The following is a 15522-nucleotide window of genomic DNA, read 5'->3' on the forward strand; positions in this document are numbered from 1 at the left end:
AAGTCCTTAGGCTAATGCCTCGGTGAGCATTGAGCTGAATTGTTTCAGCAAAGTAGACGCTTGTTCGGGAGGTGTCTTAACTTCCACGATCAAGGTACCCTGACCCTGTTCGAAATGTTGTTCGATAATGGTTTGGTAGCCATTCAAGGTTTCTGGCGCAGCGTATCCAAGCTGGAATTGCGCAGCAGCGTATTCAAAACTGAAACCATGAGGCATTTGATAAAGTGACTGTTTCTGTTGCTCAGGTACCGGCAACAAATCAAAGATCGCACCACCATCATTGTTAGTCACAACAATAACCATCGGCGTTAAATTATGAGTCAGCAAAGCCAGTGAGTTGAGGTCGTAAAGCAGAGAAGTATCACCAATCAACATCAACAGAGGGTTCTGGTTAACTTTCACTACACCCGCAGCCGTTGCCACCAAGCCATCAATGCCCGATGCACCACGATTACTATAAACTTGATTCGCAGATATTGACGACAGCATATCCACCAGCCTTACCATCAAGCTGTTTCCCACAAACAACTCTCTGTCTTTAAGTCTAGACGACAAGTCAACTGCAACACTCAACTCTGTCAGTTGGTCATTATTGGATATTTGTGCGAGTGCGAGTTGCTGAACGGTATTTGCAACCTTGATTAATGGCGTCGCCCAACCCGAATATTTACCTAACAAAGTTGGCAGGTGTTGATCGGTGATCCATAACTCGATATTAGCAACAATATGAGTTTGCGGCAGATGGTCTTGGTTTATACGGTGCGCATCAGGTGAAACGACAACATATTGAGTGCTATCGAACAAAGCCGCTTGTGACTTAACCCATTGGTTTAATCGCTTAGAAACAATACGCTCACCAAACTGAAGAATGAAATCACACTGGTTGAGTTGCTGTTTAACGGAGTCACTCTGTAACCACAGATCATAATGCTTCCAATCACTGTTCACGCCCGATTGAGGATCACAGAAAATCGGCCAACCCAAAGCAGAAGCAAACTGCTGCGCTTTTGTCGCCGCTTTTTTATCAATCGAACCAATAATCACCGCACCTTTACGCGCTAGATAATCGCCCGGCGCTAATGGCTGTACAGTCAAATGATTGGGTAAACAAGTATTAGAATACGGGCTTGTTGACGAGATCCACCTTGCCACACTGTTAGTGTAATCAGCATACATGTCAGCACTGTTCTTTGAATAGAGCGGCTCTGGGAACGGGCAATTAATATGAATCGCACCGCCAACATTGCGTTGTTTCGCAAGCGCGCTATCAACCGATGTTAGGAGCCAATTCAAAGAAACCTGTGTGGTTGGGCTTGGTAGATTTAAAGCACTTGCAACATGGGAAGAAAAGATACCCTGTTGTTGAATCGCTTGATTAGCGCCGCAATCCACTAAATCGATTGGTCGATCAGAAGTCAGTAGGATCAGTTTCTCTCGTGTCAAACCAGATTCAGCCGTCGCAGGAAGCAAATTCGCAACAGCGGTTCCTGATGTCACAATCACCGCAACGGGTTTATCACTTGCTTTTGCTAAGCCTAAAGCTAAAAATCCAAGACCACGCTCATCAAAGTGCGTGTGTAAGGTTAACTTGGGGTTGGCTTCAGCTTCGAGAGTTAACGGCGTTGAGCGAGATCCCGGTGCAACACAAACATGTTCAACACCACTGCGGGCTAACTCTTCTAGTAACGTGTGACACCAAACTCTATTTAATACGGCTTGGTCGTGAATCATGACGCCACACCCAGTGGTGGGTGATCAGAAATTAGGCTGAGTAAAGTAGACATCTTCTTGTTCAATTCTTGCCACTCATGTTCGGCAACCGATCCCGGCACGATCCCCGCGCCAGCAAACAGCTGTACTTGATCATTTACAATCAAGGCGCTTCGAATCGCTACGCAGAATTCAGCTCGCTGATGGCTGATATAGCCCACAGAACCTGCATACCAACCTCGGGCAAACGGTTCGTGCTCAAGAATAAAATCCATCGCTTCTTTACGCGGCAAACCCGCTACAGCAGCAGTTGGCTGTAATGCAGCAAGTAACTGCACACCATTAACACCATTATTAAGCTGAGCATGGATATTGCGCTTCAAATGCTGCACCTTACGCAAGCGCACTAGACGGGCATCCTTTTCAACATGGACCGTTTGAGAATGAGGAGTGAGACGCTCAATGATGTCGTCGACCACATACTGGTTCTCGTTGAGGTTTTTGCTGTCTTGTGAAAGCCAGTTTGCTAGCTCCATATCTTCGGTCGCGTTCTCGCCACGACCAATGGTCCCAGCCAGTGCTTCTGTATCGAGCTCAGTGCCATGTCGGCTATATAAGCGCTCAGGCGTTGAACCAATAAAGCTGTGTTTAGAATCCAGCACCAACATAAAGTGGAAGCTGTGGTGATTTTGCAGATAGCTCGCTTTAAGTAGTTGAGCAGCACATATAGGAGCATCAAGTTGCAGCGTGGTTTTACGCGCTAAAACCACTTTCTTATATTCTTCGTCACTGATGCCTTTGAGTACCTTCTCGACCAAACCGCCCCACTGTTCTCTTTCTGGAACGTGGTTAATCTGTTCAATATGAGCAGACAAGGGAGCCAGTATCGCCGCTTCCACAGAAAGCTTATTCAGAGCATTAATAGAAGAAACGCGATCAGGGGACAAGTTAACTGCCAGCGACCAAGTATTGTCAAAGCGGATCAATTCAACCTGAGGAAGGAAGAAAAACGACTCCATGCAACGACGGTTCTTTGCGGTGTGCCCGTCAAACGAGCGTCCACCCCAGATTCGTTGGTCTTCACCAAGAATCGCGTAAGCGGGTGCAGGATCTGAAAACGTATGTAACTGTCCGAGCGCAACCACCTCTTCACGAGTGTCGCGTGACTGCCAGTAGAACTTAGGAAAGAGCGGTTGAGCATGAAGCCATTCAATAAATGCAAACGATGGTTTTTGCGTTAGAACTTCAACACAACGAACTTCACTTGCTTGGGCATTTTGTACTCGCTCAATCAAAGCGGAGATAGTTTGTTGGAAATGTGACAAATCGACCTCGTTCACATCTAAATTATTATTATATTAGTTTGATACTTTATGGGCAGTACCCACTTAGATCAAGAATGTACTATATCTTTTCAACATTCCTGTGATTTTAAGCGATCCCGCCCCTTTATTCATCTTAGCCAATAACCAACAAAGCTATTAATTAAAATTTAGAAAAGAGTGACAACAAAAAGGCTAAACGTGACACTGAAATGCGACATTCATCAGATTTTTATTCTATCAAACGCCATTTTGCGGTACTTTAATAAAGTATTTAAATTAATTTCAGGAAATCGGCAATGCAAAATATCGGGATGTCGTCAAAACTCAACAGCGTATGCTACGAAATCAGGGGGCCTGTACTCAAACATGCTAAGCGCATGGAAGAAGAAGGGCATAAAATACTGAAGCTTAATATTGGTAACCCCGCCCCATTTGGTTTTGACGCCCCTGATGAAATCCTTGTTGACGTAATCCGTAACCTACCGACATCTCAAGGTTACTGCGACTCAAAAGGCATCTATTCAGCCCGTAAAGCGGTTGTTCAGCACTACCAGAAAAAAGGCCTACGTAATCTTGATGTAGAAGACGTTTACATTGGTAACGGCGCATCAGAGCTTATCGTTATGTCTATGCAGGCGCTACTGGATAATGGTGATGAAATCTTAGTTCCCGCTCCGGACTACCCACTATGGACAGCGTCTGTTGCGCTTTCTGGGGGTACACCGGTTCACTACATGTGTGATGAAGATGCTGATTGGTATCCAGATCTAGATGACATGCGTGCGAAGATCTCACCAAAGACGCGCGGCATCGTTCTTATCAACCCGAACAACCCAACGGGCGCGGTATACAGCCGTGATTTCCTGCTGCAAGTGGTTGAGATTGCTCGTGAGCACGGTTTGATCATCTTCGCCGATGAAATCTACGACAAAGTACTGTACGACGGTGCGGTACACACTTCAGTGGCAACGCTTGCTGAAGACGTACTAATGGTCACGTTCAACGGCCTATCTAAAGCTTATCGCGTATGTGGTTTCCGTGGTGGTTGGATGTTCTTAACAGGCCCTAAACACCTAGCAAAAGGCTACGTTGAAGGGCTAGAAATGCTGGCCTCAATGCGTTTGTGCGCCAACGTTCCGATGCAACACGCTATCCAAACCGCACTCGGTGGCTATCAGAGTATCAATGAGCTGATTCTTCCAGGCGGTCGACTGCTTGAGCAGCGTGACCGTGCATGGGAACTAATCAACAAGATCCCTGGCGTTTCTTGTGTGAAACCGAAAGGCGCAATGTACCTGTTCCCTAAGATCGACACCAAGATGTATAACATCAAAGACGATCAAAAATTTGTGCTCGATTTCCTTAAGCAAGAGAAGGTGCTGTTGGTTCAAGGTACGGGCTTCAACTGGCCGAAACCGGATCACTTCCGCATCGTGACTTTGCCACACATTGAAGACCTTGAAGTGGCGATTGGTCGCCTAGAGCGCTTCTTGCAAACTTACAACCAAGACGATCTCGTCGACGCTAAATAAACACAACGAGAGATGGCTACAATTTGCTGTTTTAAAAGACTTTAACTTGTATTCATTCACTTCTATGCTTAAAAGGCTCCTATTTAGGAGCCTTTTTTGTATCCGCTGTCTCGTGCAATTTGTGGCAAACACAAGGTACGAGTGGAGTATTGTTTAGAAAGGACGATTATGAAACAGAGCCATTTCTTTGCCCATCTCGCACGTATGAAGCTAATTCAACGCTGGCCTCTGATGCGATCTGTCTCAAGCGAGAACATCTCAGAACATAGCCTACAGGTTGCTTTCGTGGCCCATGCCTTGGCACTTATCAAAAACAAGAAGTTTGATGGCCAGCTCAACCCTGAACACATTGCTCTGCTCGGCATGTACCACGATACCAGTGAGGTACTGACTGGAGATCTGCCTACCCCCGTCAAATACTACAACCCAGACATCGCCCAAGAGTATAAGAAGATAGAAGCCGCCGCAGAGCAGAGACTGCTTTCGATGCTGCCAGATGAGTTCCGAGATGACTTCGCCCCATTTTTAATATCTGGAACAGCGAGTAAAGAAGAGCAAAGCATCGTCAAGCAGGCCGACACCATCTGTGCTTACCTGAAATGCTTGGAAGAGCTCAGTGCGGGCAATCATGAATACGAGCAAGCCAAGCGCCGACTGGAAGAGACACTCGAACAACGCAAAAGCCCAGAAATGGACTACTTTCTCACCACATTTGCGCCAAGCTTTGAATTATCACTAGACGAGATAAGCTAGCTGGGTATAAGTTGTTTTTAATTAGCTAAATAAAATCAATTTGATAGGTGCTATTTTGAATTCTCTACTCGAACCACCCTTTGTACTCGAACAAGAATGGCAGCATCGAAATGACGATGAACATAAAATAAGACGTGATGATCACCGTAGCCCATATCAACGTGACCGTGCGCGCGTGCTTCACTCTGCTGCTTTTCGTCGCTTACAAGCGAAAACCCAGATTCATGGCACCATGGTGAATGACTTTCATCGAACACGCCTTACTCACTCTCTTGAGGCCGCTCAGCTTGGCACAGGTATCGTTGCTCAACTGAAGAAAAAGCAACCCGAGTTTCGAGATCTATTACCCTCAGACAGTTTGATTGATTCACTGTGTTTGGCTCACGACATAGGTCATCCGCCATACGGACATGGCGGCGAAGTCGCACTCAACTACATGATGCGCGGCCACGGTGGCTTTGAAGGCAACGCTCAAACGTTTCGTATTGTCACACAGCTAGAGCCTTACACTGAACATCACGGAATGAACCTATCTCGACGCACTTTGTTAGGTCTGATTAAGTACCCTTCTCTGCTTAGTGAGGTTCAAGCTAAATTGCAGTCTGAGCCCGTTAAGCATCAGCGACAACTCCGAGCCAAAGATTGGATGCCAGCAAAAGGCATCTACGATCATGATGAAGAACTGTTTAACTGGGTACTGGAGCCGCTTTCAAGCAGCGACCAACAGCTTCTAAAACAGAAAAGAAAAACGCATACCGAGCCACTTGAACACAATAAGACCAAATATAAGTCGCTTGATTGTTCGATCATGGAGCTTGCTGATGACATCGCGTATGGCGTGCACGATTTAGAAGATGCGATTGTGCTTGGGTCTGTGACCAAAGCTCAGTGGGTCGAATCGGCTTACCCTCAATTGAAAGAGATGGCCGACCCTTGGATTTGTGAACATCTAGATTCAATTACAGAGATGCTGTTCTCTGGTGAACAGTATCGTCGAAAAGATGCGATTGGTGGAATCGTCAACGCACTGTTGACCAGTATCTCTATCAAGCGAGTAGATGCTAGCTTTGAGAGTGTGCTGTTGGCTTACAATGCGGTGCTTGAACCTAGCATGGACGGCACGCTCGATAAATTGAAAAACTTTGTCAGCGAGTTCGTGATTCAAGTGCCTCAGGTTCAAGTCATCGAATACAAAGGCCAGCAGATCATCATGGATATGTTTGAAGCATTAAGTGCGGATCCTGAACGCTTGTTGCCACTGCCAATCAAGAAGCAATGGCTACAGCATCAAGATGAATCAAGAAAGATGCGCGTGATAGCGGATTACATTTCATCAATGACTGATGATCTTGCGCAGAAAATGCATCAGCAACTGTTCTCGGCTCATACCGAGTTTTAACTCCTGGCTCACTCTACTCAGACGCTTTAATCTAAGTAGTTTTTCTCAAACACGCCCGGCGGCATTTGATTGATTTGAAACTGAATCATTTGGTCAAATGCCGTAAGCAACGGGCTAAAGTCGCCATCACGCTCTAACAAGCTAAGCAAATGATAGCCAGCTTCAACTGTTGAAAGGCTGTTTTCACTGGGTGCTTTGCGAATTCGATAATTACCCTTGAGATCTTTTGGTAAGTGGACCGTGTTCAACGCATGCAAGTTACTCGACACTTGCCACATCTTGAATGCTTTCTTCCACGTCCCATCCAATAAAATCACACGTAGCTTCTTGCTTGGGTATGTTGCCGACTCAACAGACACAGAGTTTTCACTTGGGTATAAGATCACATGTTGGTACTGTTCATCGGCCAGCAATGCGTTGAGTTGTTCATTGTCTGAAAAGTCTTCACCGACAAACGTCACGCTATTACTTAAAGATAACGAGAGAATACGTGCAGTTCCCATCGGACGATGCTCTTCTGATGGGTGCTGAAGAATGATAAGCTCAACATTCGATTCGAGTGGTGTAATCCACTGACAAATACAAGCTTTCAAAGCCTTGCTACATTGGGGGCAATAACGAGACATGGATTTAATGTGTACCCTGTTTTAATTTTCACTTCACTTTTATGCGTCTTATTCCAACTTGAGCCAATACAAGCTTGGGTCGTTTGGGATAGCAATGCGATTGCCGAGGGGCAATGGTGGCGAATCCTAACAGGAAACTTTTCACATACCAACTACTCACACCTTCTGATGAATCTAGCAGGCTTGTGGATCATCAGCTATCTGTTTCAACCGAGTAAAAAACAGCTTGTTGCTGCTTTGCTTGTGATTAGTTTAGCGACTGGCGTCGCTCTGTTATTTTCGAGTATTCAGATCTATGTTGGCCTATCTGGCACTTTGCATGGGTTGTTTGGCTTATTCGCGCTCAAAGAGGCTTTAAACGGCAGGAAATCTAGTTGGCTATTAGTATTGGGATTAGTCACTAAAGTCGCTTGGGAGCAGCTGATTGGCCCTTCTAGTACGACTGGTGAGCTGATTAACGCTCGTGTCGCGATTGAAGCCCACCTAGCAGGAGCACTGGCCGGGGGCTTCATAGCTATCGTTTTATACCTAACCAATAAAGAAACGGATCAAAGTTGAATTCTTTCGCGGTTCTTTTTAACTGTCGCTTCACCTATCCCTTTCACACTCGCCAAGTCATCAGCAGTTGTAAACGCACCGTTCTGCTCTCTATAGACGACAATCTCTTGGGCTTTTTTGTCACCCACACCAACCAGTAGTGCTGATAGCTCCTCTGCTGTCGCTGTGTTGATGTTAACCGTAATCTCAATGCCATCGTAAAGCTCAGCCTTGGTTGGGCTGTCTGCAAACACGGCAGGGCTTAAAAGCATCAGAAATGAAAGAAGTAATGTTGAGTATATCGTGCGCATAAATCGGTTCCTTTGTTCAAAAAAGGTAACTTATGCATTTGCCGCGCTAGATAACACAATCACCAGACAAAAATAAAGCGGGCCACCTAAGTGACCCGCTTTGTTATACATCTTGTTTTCATCAGTTCGTTTGTTAGCTCACAAATCTGATTTATCGAATAAAACTAATTTGCAAAAACAACAACCATCGCATGTTGACTCTCGGTAGTCAGTCACCAAACAGGCTTAACTACCGAGCTAAGCTAACTCAAGCTAACCTGAGCTTACTGACCTTGACCCACTACGTAATATTCAACGTCTGCGTTTTTACGAAGTACGTTTAGTACATTAGTCAGATCTTGTTGGTTGCCAACTCGCTCCAATTGTGCACCAATTTGAGTGCTGTAAGCTGGGTTAATTTCAGCCGTTACTTTAGAAAGCTCAACAACAACGATGTTACCGTCTTGGTCTTTAGATTGACCGAACACAGCTTGGCCTGCTTCTGGTTTCGCTAGAGCGAATACAGATGCTGCTAATGGAGAGTTACGGTCAATAGTTTCAAGCTCTGTGAACTCAAGGTTGTTGTCCGCTAGCACTGCTTCGTTACCAGCTTTAAGGTCGTTAACTAGAGAAACACCTAGCTCAACAGCTTGCTCTTCTGCTTTTACAGCAGATAATGCAGCCACAACTTGATCTTTAACTTCTTCAAGAGGAAGAACTGTCTCGTCGCGAGTCTCTTCTACACGAACAACAATCACGTGCTCAGGAGCCACTTCGATGACTTCAGAGTTTAGACCGTCTTCTTTCACTTCAGGGCTCAAGATAGCTTGCATAACTGCAGGCGTCATCAGAACTTCTGGAGCGTCAATTTGAGAGATGAAATCTGTTGTTGTGATCTTCGCATTGATAGCTTCTGCAGAATCATCTAGAGAATCTGGGAATTCAAACGCTACTTTTTCTAGCTCAGTTTGTTGCTCGTAGAACTGGTCTACAGCGTGCTGGTCTAGAAGCTCTTGCTTAATCTCTGCCGCTACTTCAGTGTAAGGCTGAGCTTGAGACGCTTTTAGTTCGTCTAGCTTGATGATGTGGTAGCCGAAATCAGATTTAACTAGGCCAGTCGTGTCACCAATATTCTCAAGAGCGAAAGCCGCGTCTTCGAATGCTGGGTCCATCACATCGCGCTCAATCCAACCTAGGTCACCGCCAACGTCTGCACTACCGAAGTCGTCAGATTTCTCTTCCGCTAGCGTAGCAAAATCAGCGCCTGCATTTAGCTCGTCTAGGATTGACTGAGCTTTCGCTTCGTCATCGCCTTGAACTAGGATGTGGCTAACTTTACGTTGCTCTTCAGTTGAGTATTTGTCTAGGTGCTCTTGGTAGTATTTCTGTGCTTCTTCATCGCTTACTTCAAGCTGAGACTTAAGCGCTTCAGCAGAAAGCTCAATGTAAGACACCTTAGCTTGCTCTGGACGAGTATAAGCCGCAGGGTTCTCTTGGTAGTACTGTTCGATTTGCTCGTCAGTTAACTCGATGCCTTTTGCTAGGTCAGCAACAGACAGTGTCACCGTGCGAATGTCACGAGTTTGTGCGATAAGCTTGCTCTGAGTATCGATTTCGCCTTGAAGAACGAATTCACTGCCTTGAAGTGCAGTCACAAGCTGGTTGCGCATTAGGTCACGACGCATGTATTCAGCGAAGCTCTCTGCGCTAAAACCTGCACGACGTAGTGCCGATTGGTAAACTTCTTGGTCGAATTGACCAGCTGTTTGGAACTGAGGCATTTCTAGAATCATGGTACGGATTTGAGAATCACTGATTCGTAGGCCTAAAGACTCAGCTTGCTGCTCAAGCAGTACATCGTTGATCATGCGATCAAGTACTGATTTACGGAAAGACTCTACGTATGCAGGGTCTGCAAGCATTTGAGCGAAGTAATCGCCAAGTTGAGACTGCATGCGATTACGTTCGTTTTGGTAAGCCTGTTCGAACTCACCACGAGCAATTTCTGTGTTGCCAACTTTAGCTGCTGCGTTGTTACCGCCACCGGTGATGTAGCTGCCTACACCTGCGAATACGAATGACAGGATAATCAACCCAAGGATAATTTTTACCGCGATGCTATTCACGCCTTCGCGTAATCGATCCATCATAATTTAAGTGCTCTCCGGATATGAAGCATTGGCTTCAAAATAAAAATCTATTCACGCGATATTATCAGAAAAAGAAATGCGCATCAGTAGGATGCGCATAATTTAAATAAGTTCAATGTGCTTTGTACACATACTGTTTAAGAATGAAACATCATTTTTCAAACAGTAAACGCATTTTACAGCCTTCCCCTCGCAAAACCGAGGTTTCAGCCGTAGAAATTAGTTACATGCGTCTTTAAGTGCTTTACCCGCCTTGAAGCCAGGTACTTTAGCTTCTGCGATTTGGATCTCTTCACCAGTTTTTGGGTTACGACCTGTACGAGCAGCACGAGTACGAACACTGAAAGTACCAAAGCCAACAAGTGCAACTTGGTCGCCTGATTGTAGCGTTGTGCCAACTGCTTCGATGAATGCGTCTAGAGCGCGGCCAGCTGAAGCTTTAGAGATGTCTGCGTTTTCTGCGATTGATTCTACTAGTTGTGTTTTATTCACTGTTTTTCCCCTATGTGTCATCTGTGACTACTTCTTGATGACTGTACGTTCCATTTTGGTTTTAATTTAGCCGCAAGCCTTATTGCAAAAGGGCTGCCGCTTTGATCAATAACTTAGCGTCCAAAAAAAACGCTGACAAGCCTTTTCGGGCCTATCAGCGTAATTCTTTACTTATTTTTGCTATGCATCACTATTTTTTCACATCAAACTCGACCCCTGACGGATCTCGTTCTAGCGCTACTTTGAGTACTTCATCAATCCACTGAACCGGGATCACCTTCAAGTCAGCGATTACGTTGTCTGGAATCTCTTCCAAATCACGCTCGTTGTCTTTAGGAATCAGTACAGTTTTGATACCGCCACGGTGTGCTGCAAGCAGTTTTTCTTTCAAACCACCGATAGGTAAAACTTCACCACGAAGGGTAATTTCACCTGTCATACCGACCTCTGCTTTAACAGGGTTACCCGTCAAGCTAGACACTAATGCAGTACACATTGCGATACCCGCACTCGGGCCATCTTTCGGTGTAGCCCCTTCCGGTACGTGAACGTGAATATCGCGCTTTTCGTAGAAATCTGAGTTAATACCCAGTTTTTCTGCACGAGAACGAACCACGGTCATTGCCGCTTGAATCGATTCTTTCATCACATCGCCAAGTGAACCGGTTTGCGTTAGCTTACCTTTACCCGGCATTGCTTCAGTTTCGATAGTCAGTAGATCACCACCAACTTGAGTCCAAGCTAAACCAGTCACTTGACCAATACGGTTACTTTCATCCGCTTTACCGAAGTCATGACGTTGAACGCCTAAGTACTCTTTCAGGTTATCAATATTAACCGTTACAGACTTAAGGTCGCTGTCTAGCAAGATGTTCTTCACTGCTTTACGACAGATCTTAGAGATTTCACGCTCTAGGCTACGTACACCCGCTTCACGCGTGTAGTAACGAATGATGCCGATGATTGCAGAGTCTTCAATCTCAATTTCGTGAGGCTTAAGACCGTTGCGTTGAACTTGCTTGTCCAATAGGTGGCTCTTAGCGATGTTCAGCTTTTCATCTTCTGTGTAACCAGACAGGCGAATCACTTCCATACGGTCCAATAGTGGGCCAGGAATGTCCATCGAGTTAGATGTTGCAACAAACATCACATCAGATAGATCGTAATCGACTTCTAGATAGTGATCGTTAAATGCATTGTTCTGCTCAGGGTCGAGTACTTCTAGAAGTGCTGAAGATGGGTCGCCACGCATATCAGAAGACATCTTATCGATTTCATCTAATAGAAACAGTGGGTTCTTAACGCCAACTTTAGACATCTTCTGGATTAATTTACCCGGAAGTGAACCGATGTACGTACGACGGTGACCACGAATTTCAGCTTCATCACGAACGCCGCCTAGCGCCATACGTGTGTACTTACGACCCGTTGCCGCAGCAATCGAACGACCTAGCGAGGTTTTACCTACACCAGGAGGACCAACAAGACAAAGGATCGGGCCTTTTAGCTTGTTGATACGGTTTTGTACTGCCAAGTATTCAAGAATACGTTCTTTAACACGCTCTAAGCCGTAGTGATCTTCGTTTAAGATCTCTTCCGCTTTCGCTAGATTCTTTTTAACTTTTGAACGCTTAGCCCAAGGAACGCCCACCATCCAATCAATGTAGCTACGTACTACTGTTGCTTCAGCAGACATTGGCGACATCATTTTCAGTTTTTGCAGTTCTTGCTCGGTTTTTTCACGAGCTTCTTGAGGCATTTTTGACTCTTCGATCTTCTTCTTCAGAGTCTCGAATTCATCAGGTGCATCGTCCATCTCGCCAAGTTCTTTCTGAATCGCTTTCATTTGCTCATTCAGGTAGTACTCGCGCTGAGATTTTTCCATCTGCTTCTTAACGCGGCCACGGATGCGTTTTTCAACTTGCAGGATGTCAATTTCTGACTCCATTTGGCCCATCAAGAACTCCAGACGTTCAGTCACATCTAAGATTTCTAGAACGTGCTGCTTGTCTACCAGCTTAAGTGGCATGTGCGCAGCAATAGTATCAGCTAGGCGAGCCGCCTCATCAATACCGTTAAGAGATGTTAGAACCTCTGGTGGAATTTTTTTGTTTAGCTTAATAAAGCCTTCGAATTGATTAATCGCACTGCGAACAACCACTTCTTGTTCTTTTTCGTCAAGTTCTGAGGTAACAACGTATTCGGCATCCGCTAAGAAGAACTCACTTTCTTTGAATTGGTGAATTTTTGCACGCTGCTGACCTTCAACAAGTACTTTGACAGTACCATCAGGGAGCTTTAGTAACTGAAGAATGGTAGCGACTGTACCTACGTTAAATAGATCGTCGATTGAAGGCTCATCAGTGTCCGCTTCTTTCTGCGCTACAAGTAGTACTTGTTTGTTAGCTTCCATTGCCGATTCAAGGCATGTAATCGATTTTTCACGACCAACAAACAATGGAATAACCATGTGTGGGTAAACCACTACATCACGTAGAGGTAGCACGGGGATTTCGATACGCTCGGAACGTTCCAAGTTCATATATTTCTCTCTTCCGCTTTAACTTATAAAGCAGTATATGGGGCTTAAACGACTGGATTCAATGGAAGAATAAAAAAAGGAGGTAATTGCTTACCTCCTTTTTCAATTTGAGCGACTTGTCTAAAAAAGACCTACTCTGCAACAGCTGCTTGGTTATCTGAGTTGCTGTAAATCAATAGTGGTTCTGACTCACCATTAATTACCGACTCATCAATCACAACCTTGCTTACATCAGTTGAAGATGGCAGTTCATACATAGTTTCTAGCAGAACACCCTCCAAAATAGAGCGTAGACCACGAGCACCGGTTTTACGATTCATTGCTTTCTTAGCAATTGCGCGTAGGGCGTCTTCACGGAATTCTAACTCTGTATCCTCAAGCTCAAATAATGCTGCGTACTGTTTTGTCAGTGCATTCTTTGGCTCACAAAGGATTTGGATTAGCGCTTCTTCATCAAGCTCTGTCAGTGTTGTTGTAACAGGTAGACGACCAATGAATTCTGGAATCAGACCGTACTTCACTAGATCTTCAGGTTCTACTTGAGTGAACAATTCACCGATAGTTTTGGTTTCATCTTTTGAACGCACTTCTGCGCCGAAGCCGATACCTGAACCAGTTTCTACACGTTGCTCAATCACTTTATCTAGGCCGGCAAACGCACCACCACAGATAAATAGGATCTTAGATGTATCCACTTGCAAGAACTCTTGCTGCGGATGCTTACGACCACCTTGAGGTGGAACTGAAGCCACTGTACCTTCAACAAGTTTTAGTAGAGCTTGCTGTACACCTTCACCAGACACGTCACGCGTGATTGATGGGTTTTCAGCTTTACGAGAAATCTTGTCGATTTCATCGATGTAAACAATGCCACGTTCCGCTTTCGCTACGTCGTAATCACATTTCTGAAGCAACTTCTGGATGATGTTTTCAACATCTTCGCCCACGTAACCCGCTTCGGTTAGTGTTGTTGCGTCTGCCATTGTGAATGGAACGTCTAGGAAACGAGCCAGTGTTTCAGCCAATAGTGTTTTACCACTACCAGTAGGACCGATAAGAAGAATGTTACTCTTACCTAGCTCTACGCCTTCAGCTGTCGTATCACCATTACGTAAACGCTTGTAGTGGTTATAAACTGCAACTGCTAGCACTTTCTTCGCGTATTCTTGACCGATTACATAGTCGTCAAGATGCTCACGAATCTCACGCGGCGTTGGCAGCGATTCCGATTCTTTCTTAGGAAGAACATCTTTAATTTCTTCACGAATAATGTCGTTACAAAGATCGACACATTCATCACAAATGTAAACAGAAGGACCTGCGATTAACTTGCGAACTTCGTGTTGGCTTTTGCCACAGAAAGAGCAGTAAAGCAGTTTACCGCTACCACCCTCTTTGCTTTTATCTGTCATTCGCTAACCTCTTAGCCTTTACTCTCTATGCTTGAGTGTATATCAATTTGAATCACTTTGCGTTAAACAATTGCCCTGCAATTATTGACCGCGGTGATTAAGAACTGAATCCACCAAGCCGTATTCTACTGCTTGATCAGCAGACATGAAATTGTCACGATCTGTATCACGCTCAACAACTTCTAGAGGCTGACCCGTGTGCTCTGCCAATAGTTTGTTTAGCTTTTGCTTGATCGTTAGGATCTCTTGCGCATGAATTTGAATATCAGACGCTTGGCCTTGGAAGCCGCCAAGTGGCTGGTGAATCATTACACGTGAGTTTGGAAGCACGTGACGCTTACCTGGAGTACCACCCGCTAGTAAGAATGCACCCATAGAGCAAGCTTGACCCATACATACTGTGCTCACGTTTGGCTTGATGAACTGCATTGTGTCGTAGATAGACATGCCCGCTGTTACGCTACCGCCAGGTGAGTTGATGTAAAGATAGATATCTTTGTCTGGGTTTTCTGATTCCAAGAAAAGCAGTTGAGCCACGACAAGATTTGCCATGTGGTCTTCCACTTGACCTGTTAAGAAAATGATACGTTCTTTTAATAGACGAGAATAAATATCGTAAGAACGTTCACCACGGGAAGTCTGTTCAACCACCATAGGAACTAGTGCGTCCATAATCGATGGCATTGTGTTTTTTTCTTGGTAGCTCATATTCTTATGTCCCTAAAATAAATGGCCCGAATGATTAAATCATACG

General features: G+C 45.0%; 13 protein-coding genes. 4 read left to right on the top strand and 9 right to left on the bottom strand.

The annotated features are described in order from the left end of the window. Positions 1 to 6: 6 nt before the first annotated feature. Positions 7 to 1731 carry a 2-succinyl-5-enolpyruvyl-6-hydroxy-3-cyclohexene-1-carboxylic-acid synthase gene (gene menD / locus AB8613_RS03905; RefSeq protein ID WP_372384525.1) on the bottom strand — a complete coding sequence of 575 codons (1725 nt, stop codon included), beginning with the start codon at positions 1729 to 1731 and terminating at the stop codon, positions 7 to 9. Then, a complete protein-coding gene (locus AB8613_RS03910) occupies positions 1728 to 3035 on the bottom strand; it encodes an isochorismate synthase MenF (protein WP_146491721.1) in 1308 nt (435 codons plus the stop codon). The genes menD and AB8613_RS03910 overlap by 4 nt, the downstream gene beginning before the upstream one ends. Positions 3036 to 3331: 296 nt before the next feature. Here AB8613_RS03910 and AB8613_RS03915 point away from each other — a divergent pair, with 296 nt between their 5' ends. The 3 genes from AB8613_RS03915 to AB8613_RS03925 all read left to right on the top strand — a co-directional run bounded on the left by AB8613_RS03915 (position 3332) and on the right by AB8613_RS03925 (position 6719). Continuing rightward, entirely contained in the window at positions 3332 to 4567 is a 1236-nt protein-coding gene (locus AB8613_RS03915; RefSeq protein ID WP_285953328.1) for a pyridoxal phosphate-dependent aminotransferase, read from the top strand. Between the two features lie 168 nt (positions 4568 to 4735). Further along, positions 4736 to 5320 carry a 5'-deoxynucleotidase gene (gene yfbR, locus AB8613_RS03920; RefSeq protein ID WP_285953329.1) on the top strand — a complete coding sequence of 195 codons (585 nt, stop codon included), beginning with the start codon at positions 4736 to 4738 and terminating at the stop codon, positions 5318 to 5320. A gap of 55 nt (positions 5321 to 5375) precedes the next feature. Next, the gene (locus AB8613_RS03925) at positions 5376 to 6719 is read left to right on the top strand and encodes an anti-phage deoxyguanosine triphosphatase (protein ID WP_372384526.1); all 1344 of its coding nucleotides are present in this window, start codon (positions 5376 to 5378) and stop codon (positions 6717 to 6719) included. 26 nt (positions 6720 to 6745) lie between these two features. On the opposite strand, the gene AB8613_RS03930 is transcribed toward AB8613_RS03925, so the two are convergent. Continuing rightward, positions 6746 to 7345, bottom strand: a complete 600-nt coding sequence (locus AB8613_RS03930) for a tRNA-uridine aminocarboxypropyltransferase (protein WP_372384527.1) — start codon at positions 7343 to 7345, stop codon at positions 6746 to 6748. A gap of 9 nt (positions 7346 to 7354) precedes the next feature. Here AB8613_RS03930 and rrtA point away from each other — a divergent pair, with 9 nt between their 5' ends. Further along, a complete protein-coding gene (rrtA, locus tag AB8613_RS03935) occupies positions 7355 to 7903 on the top strand; it encodes a rhombosortase (protein WP_146491717.1) in 549 nt (182 codons plus the stop codon). On the opposite strand, the gene AB8613_RS03940 is transcribed toward rrtA, so the two are convergent. The 6 genes from AB8613_RS03940 to clpP form a co-directional block, all read right to left on the bottom strand. Continuing rightward, the gene (locus AB8613_RS03940) at positions 7894 to 8193 is read right to left on the bottom strand and encodes a ComEA family DNA-binding protein (RefSeq protein WP_372384528.1); all 300 of its coding nucleotides are present in this window, start codon (positions 8191 to 8193) and stop codon (positions 7894 to 7896) included. The genes rrtA and AB8613_RS03940 overlap by 10 nt on opposite strands. A 263-nt stretch (positions 8194 to 8456) precedes the next feature. Next, positions 8457 to 10322, bottom strand: coding sequence for a peptidylprolyl isomerase (gene ppiD, locus AB8613_RS03945; protein WP_372384529.1), 1866 nt, complete (start codon positions 10320 to 10322; stop codon positions 8457 to 8459). A gap of 219 nt (positions 10323 to 10541) precedes the next feature. Further along, positions 10542 to 10814, bottom strand: a complete 273-nt coding sequence (locus AB8613_RS03950) for an HU family DNA-binding protein (RefSeq protein ID WP_004736083.1) — start codon at positions 10812 to 10814, stop codon at positions 10542 to 10544. A gap of 190 nt (positions 10815 to 11004) precedes the next feature. Further along, positions 11005 to 13356 (bottom strand): endopeptidase La, encoded by a 2352-nt coding sequence (lon, locus tag AB8613_RS03955; protein ID WP_146491714.1) that lies wholly within the window; start codon positions 13354 to 13356, stop codon positions 11005 to 11007. A 131-nt stretch (positions 13357 to 13487) separates the two neighbouring features. Continuing rightward, positions 13488 to 14768, bottom strand: coding sequence for an ATP-dependent protease ATP-binding subunit ClpX (gene clpX, locus AB8613_RS03960; RefSeq protein ID WP_009847283.1), 1281 nt, complete (start codon positions 14766 to 14768; stop codon positions 13488 to 13490). Positions 14769 to 14849: 81 nt separating this feature from the next. Beyond that, entirely contained in the window at positions 14850 to 15476 is a 627-nt protein-coding gene (clpP, locus tag AB8613_RS03965) for an ATP-dependent Clp endopeptidase proteolytic subunit ClpP (protein ID WP_004736080.1), read from the bottom strand. Positions 15477 to 15522: the final 46 nt, after the last annotated feature.

The sequence above is a fragment of the Vibrio sp. BS-M-Sm-2 genome (assembly GCF_041504345.1).
GTDB classification, from domain to species: Bacteria; Pseudomonadota; Gammaproteobacteria; order Enterobacterales; family Vibrionaceae; genus Vibrio; species Vibrio satsumensis.